We start from the raw sequence: 20,386 nt of genomic DNA, 5'->3' as shown, positions 1-20,386 counted from the left end.
CCGTCCCATCAACAGCGCCATGTGCCCGGCACCGGTGTGCCGGGATAACGAGGAGAGGGGAGCGTCAGGACACGGTCCTGCAATCGAACTTTCGGCGGATGCCCCTCCGCGCCCACGGGCGCGCACATCCCGTACAAATACGCGGGCGACCGCGGAACAGAAGCGGGATGACCGTGGTGAAAAGGCAAATGAACTGCGCGTTTGTCCTTCTCGATAACCAACCACTCTGTAATGACTATCAGGAGGATTTTTGACTATGTGCGGAATTGTCGGATTTGTGGGAAGAGAGCAGGCGGCCCCCATTCTGCTGGACGGCCTCCAGCGGATGGAGTACCGGGGCTATGACTCCGCCGGCGTGGCGGTGCGCTCCGAGGAAAAGGGCCTTCAGGTGAAGAAGACCAAGGGCCGGCTGAAGGTCCTCAGCGACCTGATCCACGGCGGCGCGGACCTGGAGGGCTGTCTGGGCATCGGCCACACCCGCTGGGCCACCCACGGCGAGCCCAACGATATCAACGCCCATCCCCACGTCAGCGAGAACGGCCGTATCGCCCTGGTCCACAACGGCATCATTGAGAACTATCTGGAGATCAAGGAGCACCTCCAGAAGCTGGGGGTCAACTTCGTCTCGGACACCGACTCCGAGGTGGTGGCCCAGCTGCTGGAATACCACTACAACGAGTGCCACAATATGATGGAGGCGGTGGGCCGGTGCCTGCGCCGCATCGAGGGCTCCTACGCCTTCGGCATCATCTGCGCGGACTATCCCAACACCCTCATCGCCGCCCGGAAGGACAGTCCCCTGATCCTGGGCTACGGCGAGAACGGCAACTTCATCGCCTCCGACGTGACGGCCATCATCAAGTACACCCGGGATGTGGCCTACATGGACGATGGCGAGATCGCTGTGCTGACCCCGGACTCCATCGACGTGTTCGACGACGAGCTGGTGCCCGTGGAGAAGGAACACCACACCGTGGACTGGGATGTCTCCGCGGCGGAGAAGGGCGGCTATCCCCATTTCATGTTCAAGGAGATCATGGAGCAGCCGGAGGCCATCCGGCGCACCGTGTCCCCCCGCATCAAAAACGGCCGTGTGGTGCTGGACGGCATCACCCTGACGCCGGAGTACGTCCGGGACATCTCACGGGTGTTCATCATCGCCTGCGGCTCGTCCTACCACGTGGCCATGGTCAGCAAGTACAACTGGGAGCGGCTGACCCGCCGTCCGGTGGAGGTGATGCTGGCCTCGGAGTTCCGGTACTGCGACCCGCTGGTGGATGAAAAGTCCCTGGTCATCGTCATCAGCCAGTCCGGCGAGACGCTGGACACCATGGCCGCCATGCGGGAGGCCAAGCGCCGGGGCGGCCGGACGCTGGCGGTGGTGAATGTGGTGGGTTCCTCCATCGCCCGGGAGGCGGACGACGTGCTGTACACCTGGGCCGGTCCGGAGATCGCCGTGGCCACCACCAAGGCCTACTCCACCCAGCTGGCACTGATGGATCTCATCGGCCTGTATCTGGCGGATGTGCTGGGCACCGTCAGCCCGGAGGAGTACGACGCCATCGTCCGGGGGACGGAGGCCCTGCCGGAGCAGATGGAGAAGGTGCTGGAGACCACCAAGGACGTCCAGTACTTCGCCTCCCGCTATTTCAACCACGATTCCATCTTCTTCATCGGCCGGAACCTGGACTACGCCATGGGCATGGAGGGCTCCCTGAAGCTGAAGGAGATCAGCTACATCCACTCCGAGGCCTACGCCTCCGGCGAGCTGAAGCACGGCACCATCTCCCTCATCGAGCCGGGCACGCTGGTGGTGGCTCTGGGGACCTACGGGCCGCTGTTCGACAAGGCCATGAGCAACGTGGTGGAGGTGAAGGCCCGGGGCGCCGAGGTGCTGGCCCTGACCACGGAGGAGTTCCGGGAGAAGATGGAGAAGACCGCCGACGCCACTGTGGCCGTGCCCACGGCCCATCCGGTGCTTCAGCCCTCCCTGGGCATCGTGCCCCTCCAGCTGTTCGCCTACTACGTGGCACTCCAGCGCGGCTGCGACATCGACAAGCCCCGGAATCTGGCGAAGAGCGTCACCGTGGAATAAGATTTCCCCTACGGAAAATAGGAAACAGGACCCCATCCCGGCTGTCCAGCCGGGACGGGGCCTTTGCACTGCCCTTGCCGGAAGTTGTGAACTTTCTATGAAAAAGGAAAGGTTAACATAAGATACCAGTTGACCCCATGGAAAAGATTTGTTATGATGGCAGACAAGGCAAGTACTGGAAAGGACCCCCGCGGAGACTTTGCCGCGGGGACTTTTTGCGGATATTTCTTCGACATTTTTCACCAGAGGGAGACGAAAATGGGCAAGAACAGACTGACAAAACGCATCCTGGCCCTGTCCCTGGCAGCGGCCATGGTCCTGCCGGTGTGGGCGCGGGCCGCCTATCAGGACACCGCTGGCCATTGGGCGGAGCCTGCCATCGAGAAGTGGAGCGGGGACTACCACATCCTCAACGGCTATGAGGACGGCACCTTCCGGCCGGACGCCACCATCACCCGGGGCGCCTTCGCGGGCATTCTGTCCCGGTTTCTGAAATACACCAAGGAGGCCGACGCCTCCACCTTTTCCGACACCGCTGGGGACTACTGGGAGAGCGACATCCTGAAGCTCAACGCCGCCGGGGTGTATCTGGGCAACAACGGCCAGGCGCTGATCTACCACAACATCAGCCGCCAGCAGGCCGTGACCATGATCGGCCGGGCCTTCGGCCTGGCGGAGACGGAGGGCGAGTTGCCCTACGCCGACGGCTACGTGGTCCAGGACTATGCCAAGGGATACCTGCTGACCATGTACAACGCCGGGTACATCACCGACGTGGGACTGGACCGGTGCTTCCGGCCGGAGACCCCCATCACCCGTGCGGAGGTGGTGAACCTGCTGAACAGCATGATCTCGGAGCTGTTCCAGGACAGCGGCACCTACACGGAGAATGTGGAGGGCACGGCCCTTGTCACCGCCGTGGACGGCGCGGAGTTCAGCAATCTGACCATTTCCGGTGACCTTATTCTGGCCCCCGGCGTCACTGGCACCGTCACCTTGCGGGACGTGACCCTGACGGGCACGGTGCGGAATCTGGGCACCGGCATCGTGGAGACCATCACCACGCCTCAGGAGCAGCCCGTTGAGGAACAGCCCGCCGAAGATCCGGAGCGGGAGTATCCCTGGATCGAGGCGGACCGCACCGCCGTGGACGGCAACTACAAGGTCTCGGTATATGACGATCTGGAGCGGAACACCCTCACCGCCGATGACTTCTACTGGGATGACCGGGGCCGTCTGGTGTGCACCAATGAGGACTTCCGGACCCGGTTCGGTATCGACGTGTCCGCGTACCAGAACCGGCGCTGCCCCAACAACACCATCGACTGGGAGGCCGTGGCCGACGACGGTGTGGACTTCGCCATGATCCGGGTGGGCCTCCGGGGCTACAGCGGCGGCACCATCCTGTCGGACGCCTTCGGCACCCAGAACATCGACGGCGCCATGGAGGCGGGCATCGAGACCGGCGTGTACTTCTTCTCCCAGGCCATCACCGTGGAGGAGGCCATCGAGGAGGCGGACTTCGTCCTGCGCATCCTGGAGGAGCATGAGATCGACGGCCCCGTGGCCTACGACTGGGAGTTGGGCACCACCTCCTACCGGGCCCACAGTCTGGCACCGGAGATCGCCACTGCCTGCGCCGTAGCTTTCTGCCAGCGCATTGAGGAGGCGGGCTATCAGCCCATCGTGTACATGGGCAAGGAGGTGGGCTACAACAAGTATAACCTGCCCCAGCTCCAGGACTATCCCATCTGGTTCCCGGAGTACCGCTATCCCGTCAGCTCCCCGGAGCGGGTGTATCCCAGCTTCTACTATCAGATGGACTACTGGCAGTTCTGTGACGGCGACACCCGGTACACCACCGCCGAGGTCAACGGCATCACCGGCCCTGTGGACATGAACCTCCAGTTCATCCGCCGGAAATAAACGCATGAAAACCAGATGCCCCCCGCTGCCGGAAACCGGCGGCGGGGGGCTTTGCTGTCCGTATGGCTCATGCAGCTCCGTCCAGCGCGGCGGCGAAGTCGTCCAGATGATCCCGCAGGTTCTCCGGCACGTCCTCCGCCCGCATCCACAGCACCGTCCGGCCCTGCCGGAGCAGCAGATACTGGACATCCCCGTCCGCTGTGTACCAGACGCCGTCGAAGCGGCTGTCCGCCAGCGGCTCCGCCGACGCTGCCATGGGATTCACGCTGTCCGGATACTCCTCTTTCAAAAACGCCCGGAAGGACTCGCTCCGGGTGGCGCCGGGGAACTCGTCGCGGAGGATCTCCCGGGTCAGCGCCTCCGCCAGCCCCGGCACCTTCAGCCGCCAGAAGTTGGTCCGGCCCTGAAGACGGCTGTCCTGGCCCATGGCGAAGGTGACGCCGCCGTCGCCAATGGTGTAGCTTTCGCCCAATATACTGTCCGTCCGGGTCACGTAGTTGGCCGCCCGGCGCTCCGGCGACGCTCCCAGATCCTCCACCTGCACGTAGGCGATGGGCCAGGAACACCCGGCTGGGTTCCCCGCCCACCGCTCCACCACAGGCTCCAGGGCGGAGAAGCAGGGAATGAGAAGAAGTTGGAGAGGAATCAGCGCCGTGACGCCCCAGAACCACCACCGGCGGCCCTGACGGTACGGCGCACTGTGTTCCATGGGGATGCCGGCCCGCAGGGGCTTCAGCAGCCGCCGCAGGGCGAGCCAGTCGTTCAGGGCCAGTCCGCCCCACAGCAGGCTCATCTGGAAAGCGGCGGGCCGGAAGACCAGCAGGGCGGTGGGTTCCTGGATCACCTGCCAGACGGAGATACGCATGAGATTCAGCAGGACGATCCCCACCGACAGGGCGAACAGCACCGCCCACAGAAAGGTATTGAGCAGCAGCTTCCTCCGCAGCCGCCCGAAGGCGATGGCCTGGGTCTCCGGGTCTGTGTGGATGGGGGACGGGTCCGGGCGGCAGGCCCGGAACAGCCACAGCGTATGATCGTAAGTAGAGACGACGAACTCCCACCCGGCGGCGCCGTACAGCTCCGCTTTCTCCGGGTCCGGCCGGAGATTGCCGTCGCCGGGCTCCAGCCGGTAGACCTCCGCCCGGGGCTCCCCCTTGTCGAACAGGGCGCCGTAGTCGCCCCAGAAGCCGGTGATGAGACGGCCCTTCCGGGCCTGTTCCCCCAGCCACGTCTCCATGGCCGGGACATTGTACACGCTGGTGGGCAGGACACGCAGCATGGCGATCCCTCCTTATCTGAAATCATTTAAAACTGTTTGGAACCGGCAGCTACTCCGCCAGCGCCGCCGCCAGGGCCTCCGGATGGTCCCGCAGGTCCGCCGGACCGTCATACTCCACCGTCAGGACGGCACAGCCCAGCCGGGCCACGGCGTACTGCCGTCCATCCCCCCGGCCCCAGTAAAAGCTGTCCAGCGTGGAGACGGGACAGGCCGTCAGGTCAATATAGTGGCTGCGAGTGGTCATATATTCCACCAATTCCCGCTCCAGCTCCTCCGCCAGCGGGACTGTCAGCAGGCGGTAATACTCCGTATGTGCGCTGTCCGTCACAACACCGGAGGTGTCCGCGGCATAGTGGTCCACCTGGTACATCCGGGGGATCAGCTCCAGCTGTTTCGTGTATGCCCGCCAGACGTCCGCCTCCGTCAGCGACGGATTGAGATCGGTGACATCCACGTACCAGGCGCGGGCCATGGCTTCGGGATCGTCGTCCATCCGGTGGAATCTGTCGGCGTTGAACAGGCCGTTGCACACGATATAGAAGTAGCCCACTATGAAGGCCAGCCACAGGACCCGTGTCCGCCATTGTCTGGCCCGGTAGGGGGCGGGGCGGTCCATGGGGACGCCGGTGTGAAGCCGCCGGTACAGCCGCCGCAGCGTCCGGATGGTCCCGACGCCCGAGGCCGTCATCCCTACAATGGACAGGCACCAGAGCGTGAACTCTCCCGGCGCATCGTTCTCCGACATATTGAGCAGGAAGCCCCGGCCATTTCCGGGCAGCGCCAGAACAATGACAAACAGCAAAGCCACCAACAGCAGGTCGATGAGATAGCTCCGCCAGACCCGCCGCCGCAGCCAGCGGTAGCCCTCCGCCTGGGTCACCGGATCCGTGTCCATCTCCGGCGCCCCGGGGTCGTCGCACCGCCAGACGTGGAAGCTGTCGGAGATGGCGGCGGCGTACCGCCAGCCCCGCAGCTCGCAGAGCTCCCGCTGCTCCGCGTCCGGCTCTTTTTCCTTCCGGGTCAGGGGCGTCAGGCGATAGCGTGTGGGCCGGGGCTCCGACCGCTCGAAGGTCCCTGCCGTCCGGAAGAAGCGGTAGTCGAAGCCCGTCAGCTGCCAGCCGTCCTTTGCCATGTCCTCCAGCCACGTCTCCACCGCCGCCGGGTCGTAGCGGGCGGGGAGGATCTCGCTGCACGTCTGGCCGCAGGCCGAACCCAGGGCCTTGTTCTCGTTGTCCATGTGCGCTCCTTTCTTCAGTCCGTGTCCGCCAGCACCGCCGCCAGCTCCGGAAGGTGGTCCCGCAGGTCCTCCGGCGCGGCGGTGCGGCAGTACAGCACCCGGCCGTCCTTCCGGGCGGCGAAGTGCTGGATGCCGTCAGAGTTGACATAAAACGCATCATCAAAGCAGTCTGTGTCCAGCGTCTCCGCCGGGAGACCGCCGTCCTCCGGGATGTAGGCCTCCGCCAGTTCCCGCAGCAGAGGGCCGGACAGGGCAGGAAAGTACGGGAGATAGACCGTCTGCTGGGTGTCGCAGACGATGCGGATGAGATCTTTGGTGCTTCGTCCGCTGTCCCTCCACAGCAGATCGCAGTCTCCCTGGGCCACGGTGACAGTCCTGCCCAGGAACGTGCGGAAGCGGGTGACTTTCGCGCCGTCCGCCGTGCCGCCCAGCGCGTCTACCGCCGCAAAAGGCGTCAGGTCGTCGGCGAGATCCACATGTTCCGGTTCCCAGACGGACAGCATCCCGCAGGCCAGATACAGTGGGATGCCGCAGGCGGCCAGCAGATAGACGGTCCGGAAGGGAATGCGGGACTTCCGACGCTCCATGGGTACCCCGGCCCGGAGACTCCGCATCAGCCGCCGCAGGGTCCGGAGACCGGAGAACTGGACGAAGGCGGTATAGACCAGCAGCAGGGCGAGATACACCACCAGCCAGCTTGTTTCCGCGTCCTGCATGATGTTCAGCAGGAAGTGGCGGTCCCGGGCCAGATTATAACCGGCGATCCCCACCATTCCTATGATATAAGCCAGCCACAGCGCCATTTGGAGCAGGAACCGCCGCCACAGATAGTCATAGGCGTAGCTGTCCGCCGTGGGGTCCGTCCGCAGGGGGACGGGGTCCGGCGACGTGGACCGCCACACCAGAAAGGCGCCGCCTCTGGTACGGCAGACGTACTCCCAGCCCGCGGCGGCGTAGTCCGCCAGCTTCTCATCCGACGGCTCGTACTCCCGCTTCGCCGCCGGTTCCAGGCAGAACCGGCACTCCGACGGCACGCCCTCCGCAAAGGACGCCCAGTTCCGAAGCACCCGGCCCCGCCGGGCCTGCCGCTCCAGCCAGTCCTCCAGTCCGGGGACATCGTATTCGCCGCAGGGCATCCGGTCGCCCCAAAGAAAGTTCCGCAGCCAGTTCAGCACCCGTTTCATGGTTCGCCGCCTCCTCTTTCCGGCAGTCCCAGGGAGGACAGATACAGCTGTCCCTCCCGCTCGCCGTCGGCTACGCACAGCCGCAGCCGGCCTAGCTCCTCCCGGTACAGGGCACGGCCCCGCTCCGTGATGCGGTAGGTCCGCTTCCGGCCCTCTACCGCCGTCTCCTCGATAAGCCGCTCCTCCTGGAATTTGGCCAGGATGGTGTACAGCGTGCCGGGGCCCAGGGTCACCCGTCCGGCGGTGGTGTCGTCGGTGTACTGCATGATCTCCGTGCCGCACCGCTCCTGCCGCAGCAGGGACAGCAGAACGTAGAACATGGGCTCCGTCAGTACCCGCAGCGGTTCTCTGGCCATGTGCTCCACTCCTTTTATCGTAAAGCGATATCATTAGTCGATATTATCTGCTCTCAGTGTAATATCGCCTAACGATATTGTCAATAGAGAACCGGGAAATTTCTGCAAAAATCACCAGAACGCTTCCGGAAGAGGGGGAGCGTGCCAGGCCTGCCAGGTTTTGTGGCTTGTTACCGTTTGTCATTTCCTGTATCATTTCGTTACGAAATCACCACAGAAAGGAAAGACTTCCATGAAGGAAAGACTTTTGGCAGGCGCTGCCGCCGCCCTGTTGTCCCTGACCGCCCTGACGCCCACCGCCGCCGCGGCCCGGATGGTGCCGGTGACGGTGAACGGATCTCTGCTCCCGTCGGCGTCCTATCTCAGCGGCGGCGTCACCGCCGTGTCCCTGCGGGCGCTGCTGGAGACGGCGGGCTGGACCGTGACCTGGGACAGTCAGGCGGGACAGGCTGCCGCCCGGTGCGGGGACGCGTCCCTCACCGCACGGCCCGGAGAGACGGTGCTGACGGTGAACGGCCAGGACCGGGCCACCACGGCGCCGGTGTTTCTGCGGGAAGGGCGTACATACGTGCCGGTGCGGTCCCTGTGTCAGGCCCTGGGCTGGGAGGTGTGCTGGGACGGCGCCCTGGGCGGCGCCGCCGTCACCACCGGCATCCAGGTGAACGGCGCGGCGGCGGAGGGACCCGCCTGGACGGAGGAGGACCTGTACTGGCTCAGCCGGGTCATCAGCGCCGAGAGCCGGGGCGAGTCCTTCCAGGGCCAGCTGGCGGTGGGCAGCGTGGTGATGAACCGGGTGGCCTCCGATGAGTTCCCCGACACCATCCGCGAGGTGGTCTTCGACTGCAAGGACGGCGTCCAGTTCGAGCCGGTGAGCAACGGCACCATCTACGACGAGCCGTCGCCCCTGTCGGTGACGGCGGCGAAGCAGATCCTCAGCGGCGGGGAGAGCGTGGTGGGGGACTGCCTGTACTTCTACGCCCCAGCGCTGTCCCAGGGGAAGTGGATCAACGCCAACCGGACGTATTACACCACCATCGGCTGTCACCGGTTCTATCTGTGACGGACGGGGAACGGCGGGCCGCATTGACTTTTTTCCGGCGGGGGGATACAATAAGGCTATTCCAACGACAAAGGAGCCTTCGCCATGCTGTTTTCCAAACATCCGCGGACCCTCTACGGCAATGCCCCTGTTCATGAGGTCATCTGCCAGCTCCGCTTTCCCACCATTCTCTCCATCAACAACACCGAACCGGCGGACTTTCAGGAGGCCATCCGGGACGCCTTCCCCCGGTATGTGAAGCGTCAGGAGGCGGCGCCGCCCCAGCTGGTGGGCGCCGGCGGCCCAAATCCCCAGCTCCGGCAGGCCCCGCCGGTGAGCAACTACAACTTCCTCTCCGCCGACAATCTGTGGAAGCTGAATCTGACCCAGAACTTCATCGCCCTGTCCACCCTGCGCTATACCGGCTGGGAGGACTTCGCCCACCAGCTGGACAAGCCCCTGGCGGAGTTCATCTCCATCTACAAGCCCGCCTTCTTTGAGCGGGTGGGCCTGCGTTATGTCAACGTCATCTCCCGGAAGAAGCTGGGTCTGGAGGGCACGCCCTGGGCGGACCTGATTGCCCCGGCTTACACCGGCCCTCTGCAGGAGCCGGACGTCCGGGAGGAGAACTTCCTGAACTGCGCGGCAGACCTGCTGCTGAAGCTGGACTCCAGCTGCCAGGCCAAGATCCACGCCGGTCCCGGCCGTCTGAAGGCCGCGCCCAACGCGCCCCAGGACCCGGAGGTGAAGTTTGTCTTCGACATGGACCTGTCCATGGGCGGCCAGCTGTCCTGCACGCTGTCCGCCGGAGCGCTGGAGACCCTTCACGCCCACGCCACGGAGATCTTCGAGGGCGCCGTCACCGACACCCTGCGGAACGCCATGGACCCTCAGTGAGCCTGCGGCGCCGGAACGAAAATAACCGGGCGGTATCACATTTCCGTGATACCGTCCGGTCTTTCTGTCTGCTGGATTCAGCTGACGGCTCATGACTGGCTGGGCGTCCCGGGCTTCTTCGGCTGCCGCTCCGCGGCGGCCACGCCCAGGGTGATGAGCACCGCGCCTGCCACGGCCACCGGGGAGATGGGCTCCCCCAGGAAGAACGCCGCCGCCAGAATGGTGATGAAGGGCACGGCGTAGAGGAAGCTGTTGGTGGCCACCACGCCCAGCTGGGTAAAGGCCTCGTTCCAGCACACGGAGCACACGGCGCTGCCCAACAGGCCCAGAAACAGGTAGTTCAGGATCACCTCCGGCAGGAGCAGGGGCTCCAGCGGTAGGGGCGCGCCCTCCAGCAGCACCATGGGCACGGCGGTCACCATGCCCCAGAAGAGGATGCGGCGGCTGATGAGCAGGGAGTCGTACCGTCCGGTGAACCGCTTCATCAGCACGGAGTAGCAGGACCAGAAAACGGCGGCCAGCACCGAGAGAAGATCGCCCTTTGGATTCAGCTTCAGGAGAAACGCGCCGTTGAACACCACCAGCACGGCCCCGGCGAAGGCCACCAGTAGCCCGATCACCGTACCGGAGTGGAACTTCTCGTCCGTGGTGAAATGGGCCATCAGGGCGGTGAAAATGGGGGCGGTGGCTACCAGAATGCTGACGTTGGCGGCCTGGGTGGTCATGAGGGCGGTGTTCTCCGCCAGGGCATACAGGGAGCTGGAGAACAGTCCCATCAGGAGGAAAAGGACCTCCTCGCCCTTTTGCAGCCGGAGCCGCCGGGGCCGCAGCAGCCACAGAAAGCCCTCCGCCAGAATGAAGCGGATCAGCATGATCTGGGTGGGCGTGTAGTATCGGAGAAGGACCTTGGTGGAGATGAACGTGGCACCCCACACCACCACGGTGAACAGGGCGCAGATGTAGCCCAGCAGCTTGCCCCGGTTTTTCATAAAAAATTCCCCCAGTCTGCCTGTCAACGGCGCAGATCAAGCATTCGGACAGAGAGAGGGCGGCTCTGTGTTTTTCGATGAACCGTGTTTTTTCAAGGAAATTCCCTCTGTCAGAGACAGCTTATCACACGGGGGAGAAAAAGGCAATATGTAACGGCGGGAGCAATGCCCCCGCCGTGGATTCAGCGGTCCCGCTGGTCGTTGGCCTGGTTCTGCTTGCGGTTTTCCTTCTGATTTTCCTTCTGGTTCTGGTCGTTGTTCTGACGCTGGTTATTGTTCTGATTGTTGTTCTGGTTCTGGTTGCGCTGATTGTTGTTCTGCATAGCTCATGCTTCCTTTCCATAGTATCAGGGTTCAGCTCCTGAGTACGGCCCTATTCTGCCCGGGCCGGCGGCGGTTTATGCGCGGAATATCCCGCCGTCCGGCGTGCCGCGGGAAGAACTGATTTTTATCGTGTTTTTTCAAAAAATGATTGACACCGGGAAGAACATGTGCTATATTATTTCAGCAAAACAAAGCAGGCTGAACGCATCCGCCTCACCTCCAGCGATCGCAAAGAGGTTTACATGGTGATCAGACCGCCGAAGAGCGGTTTGTTGACATGACGCCCTCCGTCCTGTGGACGGAAAGGGCGTGCTGTCCGGTGAGATCACGCGGATGCCGTTGCGGCATCCGCGTTTTGTCATATTCTGAATGGAGGTGCTTCGACCATTAGTAAAGCAGTGCATGAACTGAATGAGGACATCCGCGACAAGGAAATCCGTCTGATCGGGGACGACGGCGCCCAGCTGGGTATCATGTCTTCCGCAGACGCTCTGCGGATCGCCGATGAGAAGGGTCTGGACCTGGTGAAGATCTCCCCGCAGGCTGTGCCCCCTGTGTGCAAGCTGATGAACTACGGTAAATTCAAGTTTGAACAGGGCAAGCGGGAGAAGGAAGCCAGAAAGAACCAGCACGTTGTGGAGATCAAAGAGGTCCGCATGTCTCCGGGCATCGACATCGGCGATTTCAACACGAAGCTCCGGAATGCGCAGAAGTTCATTGCCGACGGCAACCGCGTCAAGGTCTCTGTCCGCTTCCGCGGCCGCGAGATGGCCCATACCGAGATCGGCCGGGACCTGCTGACCAAGTTTGCCGAACAGTGTGCCGAAACAGCAACATTGGAGAAGTCGCCGAAGCTGGAGGGACGGATGATGTCCATCTTCCTCGCTCCCAAGGCAGGCAAGTAAATCCACATTCAATTGTTTTCAAATAACGGAAGGAGATTGCAATTATGCCGAAGCTGAAGACCCATAGCGGGGCCAAAAAGAGATTCAACCTCACCAAGACCGGCAAGGTCAAGCGCGCCAAGGCTTTCAAGAGCCACATCCTCACCAAGAAGGACACCAAACGCACTCGCCGCCTGCGTGCCATCAGCTATGCCGACGCCACCAACGTGGAGGCCGTCCGCAAGATGATTCCCTACAAGTAAGCTACGAGACGTTTTAGAATAGGAGGATAATCGAAAATGGCAAGAGTGAAAGGCGCGATGATGTCGCGCAAGAGAAGAAATAAGACCCTGAAGCTGGCCAAGGGCTACTGGGGCGACAAGTCCAAGCACTTCAGAATCGCCAACGAGGCGGTCATGAAGTCCGGCGTTTACGCCTATGCCGGCCGCCGCCTGAAGAAGCGTGATTTCCGCTCCCTGTGGATCACCCGTATCTCCGCCGCCTGCAAGCTGAACGGCATGAACTATTCCACCTTCATGCACGGCCTGAAGGTCGCCGGTATCGCCATCAACCGCAAGATGCTGGCCGAGATGGCCGTCAACGATGCCGCCGCTTTCACCCAGCTGACCGAGATCGCCAAGAAGGCCTGATTTTCTGTTGACGCAGATCCCTCCCCGGAGAACTTCCGGGGAGGGTTTTCGTATGCCGGGATCCTGTATAAAAATCGTCCATTCTGTCCAAACTCTGGAAAGAAGCGGATACATAGCCGGGCCACCGCTTTCGGAAAAGCGCCCGGCGGCGCATGGAGGTTTTTATGACAGATACCAACAATACGGCAAAGACGTCGCGGCGCTGGAAGCGTCTGGAGCTTGCGCTGCTCATCGGCCTGCTGGCCGCGCTGATCTGGGGGATGTGGTCCATCCGAAGCCAGCAAGTGCTGGCGGACAAGGTGGTGCGGCTCCACATCCTGGCAAATTCAGACTCGGAGGAGGACCAGGCCCTGAAGCTCCAGGTCCGGGACGCCGTTCTGGAGCGGGCGGAGGAGATCCTGGAGCGCGCCCATGACCGAAGCGCGGCGGAGGAGGATCTGCGGGAGGCTCTTCCGGAGCTGCGGGAGATCGCACTGGAGACGGTGGCCGCCCAGGGTTATGACTACGATGTCACGGCGGAGCTGACTGACGCCGCCTTTCCCACCCGGGAATACGACGGCTTCACCCTGCCAGCCGGAGAGTATCTGGCGCTGCGGCTGGTCATCGGGGCGGGGGAGGGGCACAACTGGTGGTGCGTGGTATTTCCGCCCCTGTGTGCCCAGACCACCACTGACGTGGCCCAGACCGCCATGGCCGCCGGACTGGACGGCGGCGACGTGAGCCTCTTGACGGAGGAGAGCCAGGGCTACGTGCTGAAATTCAAATCCATCGAGCTGTGGGAGGGCCTGCGGCAGCGGTTCGGCTGACGGGATGGGTCCGTCTGCGGGCCGCGCTGTGAAATGAATGGGAACATTGATATTGGGTGTTGCGATTACGCAATATTTGCGATATAATATAGAGAAAATCGTTTAATTATAGCAGAGGCCATAGCGTTTCTGGTTCCGACCGGCGGGAGGCCGGGGATGCCGTCTATCCGGAAGGCGTCCGAATGAGGAGGAGACATGACTTTGGATGTGGTTGCTCTAGGGGAACTGCTGGTGGATTTCACCGCCCTGGGCACGGATCAAAACGGATACCCCACCATGGCTGGCCATCCGGGCGGGGCACCCAGCAATTTTCTGGCGGCGCTGAGCCGCTACGGCGCCGGCACCGCCCTGCTGGGGAAGGTGGGCGCCGATCATTTTGGCTCTCTGCTGCTGGAGACCCTGCGGCAGGCGGGCGTGGACACCAGCGGCGTCCTGACGGATCCGTCAGTGTTCACCACCCTGGCCTTTGTGACGCTGGACGGGCAGGGGAACCGGTCCTTCAGTTTCGCACGGAAGCCCGGGGCGGATACCTGCCTGCGTCTGGAGGAACTGGACCTGTCCCTCATTGATCAGGCCCGGGTCTTCCACTTCGGAAGTCTGAGCCTTACCGATGAGCCTGCCAGAACGGCCACCCGTGAGGCGGTGGCCTACGCCCGGCAGCGGGGCAAGCTCATCACCTGCGACCCCAATCTCCGCCGTCCTCTTTGGACGTCTCTGGACGAGGCCCGGAAGCAGATCCTGTGGGGGATCAGCCAGGCTGACGTGGTGAAGATCAACGGCGAGGAGATTCGGTTTTTGTGGAACTGCGGCCCGGAGGAGGGTGCAGATCGCCTGTTGGAGGAGTACGGCGTCCAGCTGACCATGGTGACGCTGGGAGAGAAGGGCTGCTATCTCAAGAACGCCTCCGCGTCCTGCCGGATGTACTGCCCGCCTGTCCGCCCGGTGGACAGCACCGGAGCGGGGGATATCTTCGGCGGCGCCGCTCTCAGCCGTCTGCTGACGCTGGGCAAAGCCCCGGCGGATCTGACGGAGCAGGAGCTGGAGGAAGTGGCGCGGTTCGCCTCCACTGCCGCCAGCCTGTCTACGGAGCGCTCCGGCGGCATCTCCAGCATCCCGGATCTGGAGAATGTGCTGGCACGGATGCATACATTTTGACAGACAGCGCAATGCCGCCCCGAAGCAGCTGCTTCGGGGTGGCATTTTCTGTCTGGGCACAAGGCCCGGAAGAGAAGGGAGAGACGTTATCTTGCGATCTCGGTGCCGATCTCCTGGAGCTTCTTGTCCACCCAGGGACGCACATAGGTGCCGTGCTCCACGATGTCCTTCATGATGCCCTCCTCGGTGACGACCACCTTTTCAGCGGCGGCCGCGATGGCCTCCGCGTCCTCCGGGCGGATGACGATGACGCCGTCGGCGTCGCCCACCAGGATATCGCCGGGACGCACCACGATGCCGCCCACCGTTACCGGCGTGTTGATCTCGCCGGGGCCGTTCTTATAGGGGCCGTTGGGGGTGACGCCGATGGCGTAGACCGGGAAGTCCTCCATCTGGCCGATGGCCTCGGAGTCCCGGATGCTACCGTCCACCACGATGCCCGCCACGCCGCGGCTGCGGCAGTAGGTCACCATCAGCTCACCGAAGATGGAACGGCTGGCGCTGCCGCCGGCGTCGATGACGAACACGTCGCCGGGCTGGGCCATGTCCATGGCCTTGTGGAACATCAGGTTATCCCCCTCGGGCACCTTGATGGTGAACGCCGTTCCCAGCAGCTTGCTGCGGTTCATGGGACGGATGCGGTAGTTCATGGCCGCGGTACGGCCCATGCAGTCGTCGATGTTGGCCACCGGGATGTCCGCAAACCGCTGCACCAGCTCCCTGGCGGGACGCTGGATATTCTCAATGATCAGATTGCCCTTGCTCATGCTTGTTCTGCCTCCAATTATCGTTGGATCCGGCTCATGGCGGCTCGGATCTGGGTCAGCGCCCGCTTCAGATCCTCCTCGCTGGCGGCGAAGGAGAACCGGACGCAGCTGTCGTCGGTGCCGTAGGCGACGCCCGGTACGCCCACAACCTTGGCGTTTTTGAGGATGTAGTCGCAGACGCCCTCAGAGTCCATGCCGGGGATGTCGAACTTCACCCAGGCGTAGAAGGCGCCCTCGGGGATGCTGCACTCCACGCCCTCAATGGCGTTGAGGCCGTTGACGAACAGATCGCGGCGGCGCTCATAGCTCTGGCGCATCTCCTCAATCTCTTCCGTGCAGTCCAGCGCCACCACGGCGGCCTTCTGGATGAAGCCGCTGACGCAGGTGACGGTGTGCTGGAACAGCTTGTACATCACCGCCTTGATCTCCGGCGTGGTGGCCAGATAGCCGATGCGCCAGCCGGTCATGGCCACGCTCTTGGAGAAGCCGTTCATGGTGATGACCCGGTCCGCCACAGAGGGATAGGAGCCCATACTGACGTTCTCATGGCCGGTGTAGGTGATGCGCTCATAGATCTCGTCCGCCAGAAGCGCCAGATTGGGATGGCGCAGCAGGAACTGCTCCAGCACATCCGCCTCACTCCGGGTCAGGGTCCGGCCGGTGGGGTTGTTGGGGTAGTTGATGATGAGCATTTTCGTCCGGTCTGTGACGAACTGCTCCAGCTGCTCCAGGGTGATACGGTAGTTGTCCTTCCGGGACAGCCGGACGGGCACCGGCTTGCCGCCGGAGGCCTCGATGATGGAGGGATAGGAGACCCAGGCAGGCTCCAGGTACATGACCTCATCTCCAGCGTTGACGAACGTCCGCACCGCCAGATAGACGGCGAACTTTCCGCCCGGCGTCACCACGACGCCCTCCGGAGAATAGTCGCAGCCATTCTCCTCTTTCAGCTTTTTCACGATGCGCGCCCGCAGCTCCGGCAGACCGGCGCCGACGGTGTAGTGGGTGTAGCCTGCGGCCACCTGGCGGTACAGCTCCTCCCGGATCTTCTGGGGGGTATCGAAGTCCGGCTCGCCGCCGGAGAGATTGACGACCTCCGGGTCCGCCGCCTGGAGCTGCCGGGCCTTTGCCATGAAGGTCATGGATTTGGAGGGCTGGAGCCCTAGGATCTCCTGATTGAATTGCAGCATTACTTTGCTTCCTTTCCATTTGCGCTGCTGCCGAAGACAGCCTTATCCAGCCGGCCCAGCTGGCTGGCGATGATGGTGGTGCCGGTGAGATCGCTGACGTTGTTCAGAACGGTGTGGGCGGGGTCAATGGTGGGCCAGATAGCGGCCAGGATAGGCACCATGGACAGAGGCATTCCCAGTGCCTCCAGCAGCACGGTGGACATGACCACGCCTGCGCCCTTGACGCCGGCGGCGCCGATAGAGAGGATGATGCCCAGGAACACGAACTGGGCGATGCGGCCGAAGGAGATGTCAAAGCCGTAAAGATGAGAGGAGAAGACGCAGAACAGGCCGATGAACAGGGCGAAGCCGTTCATGCCGCAGGTGTTGCCCAGAGGCAGGGTGAAGCCGTAGATATTCTCGGGAACGCCCAGCTTCTCCTCAGCGGTGCGGATGGAGACCGGCAGAGTGGCCGCGGAGGAGGTGGTGGAGATGGCCACCAGCATGGGCTCCGTGATCTTCTTCATGAAGCGGACGCCGTTCAGCTTGGCGAAGAGCTGTATCAGTAGAGGATACAGGACGAACAGGATCAGCACGGCGCAGATATTGTCGGTGATCAGGAAGCTGATGACTTCCTTCATGGTGGCGGAGCTGATGGTGCTGACCATGGTGGCCATCAGGGAGGCGATACCGATGGGAGAGAAGGCCATGACGAATTCCGTGATCTTCAGCATGGTTTCGCTGGCCTCGTCGATGATGTGGACCAGTCTGGAGACCCGCTCGCCCAGATACAGCAGGGCCACGCCCAGGAACAGGGAGAAGATGATGATCTGGAGCATATTGGCGTTGGCCATGGCCTGGACCACGTTGTCCGGGAACCAGGAGACCACATTGTCAATGAAGTTGTAATTCACGCTGTCCACCTGAGCGGAGGGGTCCAGGAACTCCGTGGTGCCGCTGCCGAGGTTGACGAGGAACGCCGCCGCAATGCCGATGATGGAGCAGAGGCCGGAGGTGATGACGATGTACAGCACGAACCGCAGACCCACGGTACGGAGCTGCTTCGCGTCGCCCATCTTGCAAACGCCGCTGGTGATGCTGAAGAACACCAGAGGAACGATGAGCATCTTCAGCATTCTCAGGAAGATGCTGCCCAGGGGAGACAGCATTTCCGCCGCCTGCGGAGAGATAAAGCCGATAGCGAGACCGATGACGATGCCGATGAGGATCTTCTTGCCAAGGGATAATTTCTTCATGGAGAACCCTCCTGAAATTTTTAAATAAAGATATTTTTAATTTTTTATTTATAAATAAAAATATCTTTATTTGTATGATATTATAGTGTCCGTGGGAAATGATGTAAATTGACGAATTCACAAAAAATTCACAAACCTTTTTGCCCTTTTGTGAAAAATCAACGGATGCCATCTGGATTTTTCAGGAACGATATAGTACAATAGGTCGGAAAAACGGCAGGCGTCCTGCTTTCCGCAGAGAAAGGAAACAGACTTTCATATATGAATGACAGACTGAATGAATTGCTGACCGTGGCCCAGCTTTCCCCAAAGCTGAAGATCGTGGCCGATTATGTGGTGGATCATCTGCAGGAATGCTGCTTTCTGTCCTCCATGGAGCTGGCGAAGAAGCTGGATATCAGCTATACCACCGTCATCCGGTTCACGCGGCAGCTGGGGTTTTCCGGCTATCCGGAATTCCAGAAGTTTCTGCGGGAGGTGTACGCGGACAACAGCGAGATCATCAATGAGTCCATCGTGATCCCGGTGGAGCGGCTGAACGAGGCCGGCAAGCACAGCTACAGTACATCCACACAGGATTCCGTCATGAAGTACGTTCTGGCCAATATCCAGGGGACTGTCGCCAACAACTCGGAGGCCCAGTACGAGCGGGCGTGCAACATTTTGCTGGAGAGCAACGCGAGATATATTCTGTCATCCCGGGGCTGTGACTGCATCGCGGATTTCCTTCACGTCATCATGCGGCAGACCCTGCCCCATGTGCATCACTTTGTGAACCGGGCACAGAATATCTTTGACTTCGTCAGCGACATTGGCAAGGGGGACTGCGTCATCTCCATCTCCTTCCCTCGCTACTCCAATCTGACCCGACTGGCGACGGAGATGGCCAAGAAGCAGGGCGCTAAGGTGATCGTCATTACGGACAAGCCCACCAGCGTGCTGGCGCCCTACGCGGACGTTCTGCTGCTGGCCCGGTGCGAGAGCTGCAATTTCTACAACTCCTATGTGGCGCCTATGCTGACGGCGGAGTTTTTGTGCGCCTGCCTGTCCCGGATGACCAACGGCGCCAACCGGGATATCCTGAAGCGTATCGACGAGTACACCTCCCAGGTTGGTTTCTACTGACTGCTGCATCAAAAAAGAGCAGCTCCGTTCTGAAACGGAGCTGCTCTTCAGGCTGTCGAAAAAGTCGAGCATAGCTGGGCTTTTTCGCATTTATATGGTAAAATAAGCATGGGTGATGAAAGATGCTTGAACGAGGGAAGCTGGATCGTGGAATCGTAGAAATCGTGGATACAGAAAGTTTGGTGCCGAAAGATCATCTGCTGCGGAAAATAGATGCGGCGGTAGATTTTAACCGACTCTACGAAATGGTGGAACTGCTGTACAGCGAAGATAACGGACGGCCCAGCGTGGACCCAGTGGTACTGTTCAAGATGGTTCTGATCCAGCATCTGTACGGACTGCCATCCCTGCGGAGAACAGCGGAAGAAGTCAGCGCAAATATGGAAATGTCAAGAAATGTGCAGTCGGAAGACACCCAAAATCTGAAATGCTGACAATATGCGCGTGCTAAGCGGCGCTCTGCCGGTGGTTGGCCGCCCACTCCCGGTAGCGCACGGGCGGCAGGCCCTGAGGATTGCTCGTATAGATCCGGATGCGATTGTAATAGGCAAAAACGTACCGGAAAATGATCGTCTTGACCTGTTCTCTGGGTCTGTCCCAAATTCTGTGTAAACGCCGAAATGCGGTGCAAATAGAGCAAAATATATTCAAGGTGGAAGTGGTGCAAGCTGCTGCCGCCTTGTTTTCAAAATAACAGTAGATCGTGGGCATGTCAAGGGCGGGGGCGCCAGCCCCCGTTCATCTTGATCCTTGACATGCCGGTATGCAGCAGGTTATTCCGGCATGCGATCAGCAAAAAATACTGCCAGCTGAGCATGAATCATGCTCCAATCCTGTCTCCGGCCAGTCCATTTCTTTGTGATATCAATCATGGCCAGATACAGCATTTTCAGTAGGCTGTCATCGGTGGGGAACACGGATTTTGCCTTGGTCACCTTCCGAAGCTGACGGTTGAAGCCCTCGATGGTGTTGGTCGTATAGATCAGACGGCGAACCTCTTGGGGATACTTGAAATAGGTACTCAGATTGGGCCAATTATCCCGCCAGGAGAGACCATCCCAAATTTTGTGTAAACCTCCGATGTGGTGTAGAATAGAAGCACCACATCGGAGGTTTACACAAAATTTGGGATGGTCTCTGTTCTCTCGGCAGCTTGTAAGCCGCGATCTGATAGATCTTCTCCTTTTTGAGCGTGGCGAAAAAACTCTCCATCCGCGCATTATCAAAGCAGTACCCAACGCCGCTGAG

General features: G+C 61.5%; 21 protein-coding genes. 11 read left to right on the top strand and 10 right to left on the bottom strand.

The window, feature by feature from the left end; all coding sequences use genetic code 11:
* Window positions 1–256 precede the first annotated feature (256 nt).
* Entirely contained in the window at window positions 257–2,095 is a 1,839-nt protein-coding gene (glmS, locus tag ACTNBU_RS05590; RefSeq protein ID WP_441031639.1) for a glutamine--fructose-6-phosphate transaminase (isomerizing), read from the top strand.
* A 258-nt stretch (window positions 2,096–2,353) separates the two neighbouring features.
* Entirely contained in the window at window positions 2,354–4,021 is a 1,668-nt protein-coding gene (locus ACTNBU_RS05585; RefSeq protein ID WP_441031637.1) for a GH25 family lysozyme, read from the top strand.
* A gap of 67 nt (window positions 4,022–4,088) precedes the next feature.
* Here ACTNBU_RS05585 and ACTNBU_RS05580 read toward each other — a convergent pair whose 3' ends face one another.
* From ACTNBU_RS05580 to ACTNBU_RS05565, 4 genes are read right to left on the bottom strand one after another with little or no spacing between them, the layout of a single operon-like run.
* Window positions 4,089–5,300 (bottom strand): DUF2812 domain-containing protein, encoded by a 1,212-nt coding sequence (locus ACTNBU_RS05580; RefSeq protein WP_441031635.1) that lies wholly within the window; start codon window positions 5,298–5,300, stop codon window positions 4,089–4,091.
* A gap of 49 nt (window positions 5,301–5,349) precedes the next feature.
* Window positions 5,350–6,537, bottom strand: coding sequence for a DUF2812 domain-containing protein (locus ACTNBU_RS05575; RefSeq protein ID WP_441031633.1), 1,188 nt, complete (start codon window positions 6,535–6,537; stop codon window positions 5,350–5,352).
* Window positions 6,538–6,551: 14 nt separating this feature from the next.
* Entirely contained in the window at window positions 6,552–7,721 is a 1,170-nt protein-coding gene (locus ACTNBU_RS05570) for a DUF2812 domain-containing protein (protein WP_441031631.1), read from the bottom strand.
* Window positions 7,718–8,077 carry a PadR family transcriptional regulator gene (locus ACTNBU_RS05565; RefSeq protein WP_441031629.1) on the bottom strand — a complete coding sequence of 120 codons (360 nt, stop codon included), beginning with the start codon at window positions 8,075–8,077 and terminating at the stop codon, window positions 7,718–7,720. Before ACTNBU_RS05565 ends, ACTNBU_RS05570 begins: the two co-directional genes overlap by 4 nt.
* Before the next feature lie 232 nt (window positions 8,078–8,309).
* Between ACTNBU_RS05565 and ACTNBU_RS05560 the strand changes: the two genes are divergently transcribed.
* Both ACTNBU_RS05560 and ACTNBU_RS05555 read left to right on the top strand, forming a co-directional pair.
* Complete coding sequence (locus ACTNBU_RS05560) at window positions 8,310–9,137, top strand: cell wall hydrolase (protein WP_441031628.1); 828 nt, start codon at window positions 8,310–8,312, stop codon at window positions 9,135–9,137.
* 84 nt (window positions 9,138–9,221) lie between these two features.
* Window positions 9,222–10,013, top strand: coding sequence for a TIGR04255 family protein (locus tag ACTNBU_RS05555; protein WP_441031626.1), 792 nt, complete (start codon window positions 9,222–9,224; stop codon window positions 10,011–10,013).
* An 89-nt stretch (window positions 10,014–10,102) separates the two neighbouring features.
* Here ACTNBU_RS05555 and ACTNBU_RS05550 read toward each other — a convergent pair whose 3' ends face one another.
* Complete coding sequence (locus ACTNBU_RS05550; RefSeq protein WP_441031624.1) at window positions 10,103–11,002, bottom strand: DMT family transporter; 900 nt, start codon at window positions 11,000–11,002, stop codon at window positions 10,103–10,105.
* 182 nt (window positions 11,003–11,184) lie between these two features.
* Window positions 11,185–11,325, bottom strand: coding sequence for a hypothetical protein (locus ACTNBU_RS05545; RefSeq protein WP_441031622.1), 141 nt, complete (start codon window positions 11,323–11,325; stop codon window positions 11,185–11,187).
* Between the two features lie 399 nt (window positions 11,326–11,724).
* On the opposite strand from ACTNBU_RS05545, the gene infC reads away from it, so the two are divergent.
* The 5 genes from infC to ACTNBU_RS05520 all read left to right on the top strand — a co-directional run bounded on the left by infC (window position 11,725) and on the right by ACTNBU_RS05520 (window position 14,821).
* Window positions 11,725–12,231 (top strand): translation initiation factor IF-3, encoded by a 507-nt coding sequence (gene infC / locus ACTNBU_RS05540; RefSeq protein ID WP_441031620.1) that lies wholly within the window; start codon window positions 11,725–11,727, stop codon window positions 12,229–12,231.
* Between the two features lie 44 nt (window positions 12,232–12,275).
* Window positions 12,276–12,473 carry a 50S ribosomal protein L35 gene (rpmI, locus tag ACTNBU_RS05535; RefSeq protein WP_441031619.1) on the top strand — a complete coding sequence of 66 codons (198 nt, stop codon included), beginning with the start codon at window positions 12,276–12,278 and terminating at the stop codon, window positions 12,471–12,473.
* A gap of 36 nt (window positions 12,474–12,509) precedes the next feature.
* Complete coding sequence (rplT, locus tag ACTNBU_RS05530; protein ID WP_441031617.1) at window positions 12,510–12,860, top strand: 50S ribosomal protein L20; 351 nt, start codon at window positions 12,510–12,512, stop codon at window positions 12,858–12,860.
* A 164-nt stretch (window positions 12,861–13,024) separates the two neighbouring features.
* Window positions 13,025–13,666: a stage II sporulation protein R gene (gene spoIIR / locus ACTNBU_RS05525; protein WP_441031615.1), complete on the top strand. Its 642-nt coding sequence runs from the start codon at window positions 13,025–13,027 to the stop codon at window positions 13,664–13,666.
* A 195-nt stretch (window positions 13,667–13,861) separates the two neighbouring features.
* Complete coding sequence (locus ACTNBU_RS05520; protein ID WP_441031614.1) at window positions 13,862–14,821, top strand: carbohydrate kinase family protein; 960 nt, start codon at window positions 13,862–13,864, stop codon at window positions 14,819–14,821.
* Window positions 14,822–14,907: 86 nt separating this feature from the next.
* Here the strand turns inward: ACTNBU_RS05520 and ACTNBU_RS05515 are convergent, their stop codons facing one another.
* The 3 genes from ACTNBU_RS05515 to ACTNBU_RS05505 are packed head-to-tail and all read right to left on the bottom strand — an operon-like array spanning window position 14,908 to window position 18,013.
* A complete protein-coding gene (locus tag ACTNBU_RS05515) occupies window positions 14,908–15,588 on the bottom strand; it encodes an RraA family protein (RefSeq protein WP_441031612.1) in 681 nt (226 codons plus the stop codon).
* Window positions 15,589–15,605: 17 nt separating this feature from the next.
* Window positions 15,606–16,778, bottom strand: a complete 1,173-nt coding sequence (locus ACTNBU_RS05510) for a pyridoxal phosphate-dependent aminotransferase (protein WP_441031610.1) — start codon at window positions 16,776–16,778, stop codon at window positions 15,606–15,608.
* Window positions 16,778–18,013: a dicarboxylate/amino acid:cation symporter gene (locus tag ACTNBU_RS05505; protein ID WP_441031608.1), complete on the bottom strand. Its 1,236-nt coding sequence runs from the start codon at window positions 18,011–18,013 to the stop codon at window positions 16,778–16,780. Before ACTNBU_RS05505 ends, ACTNBU_RS05510 begins: the two co-directional genes overlap by 1 nt.
* 261 nt (window positions 18,014–18,274) lie before the next feature.
* Between ACTNBU_RS05505 and ACTNBU_RS05500 the strand changes: the two genes are divergently transcribed.
* Together ACTNBU_RS05500 and ACTNBU_RS05495 are read left to right on the top strand one after the other, a co-directional pair.
* Window positions 18,275–19,138 (top strand): MurR/RpiR family transcriptional regulator, encoded by an 864-nt coding sequence (locus ACTNBU_RS05500; protein WP_441031606.1) that lies wholly within the window; start codon window positions 18,275–18,277, stop codon window positions 19,136–19,138.
* 122 nt (window positions 19,139–19,260) lie between these two features.
* On the top strand, window positions 19,261–19,572 hold the full coding sequence (locus ACTNBU_RS05495) for a transposase (RefSeq protein ID WP_441031604.1): 312 nt from the start codon (window positions 19,261–19,263) through the stop codon (window positions 19,570–19,572).
* 339 nt (window positions 19,573–19,911) lie between these two features.
* Here ACTNBU_RS05495 and ACTNBU_RS05490 read toward each other — a convergent pair.
* A partial coding sequence (locus ACTNBU_RS05490; protein WP_441031602.1) for a transposase occupies window positions 19,912–20,386 on the bottom strand: 475 nt, incomplete at its 5' end.

Source organism: Dysosmobacter sp. HCP28S3_G4 (genome assembly GCF_052065175.1).
GTDB lineage: Bacteria > Bacillota > Clostridia > Oscillospirales > Oscillospiraceae > Oscillibacter.
Note: the sequence above shows the minus strand (reverse complement) of the source record. Positions and strands in the feature narration are given on the sequence as shown.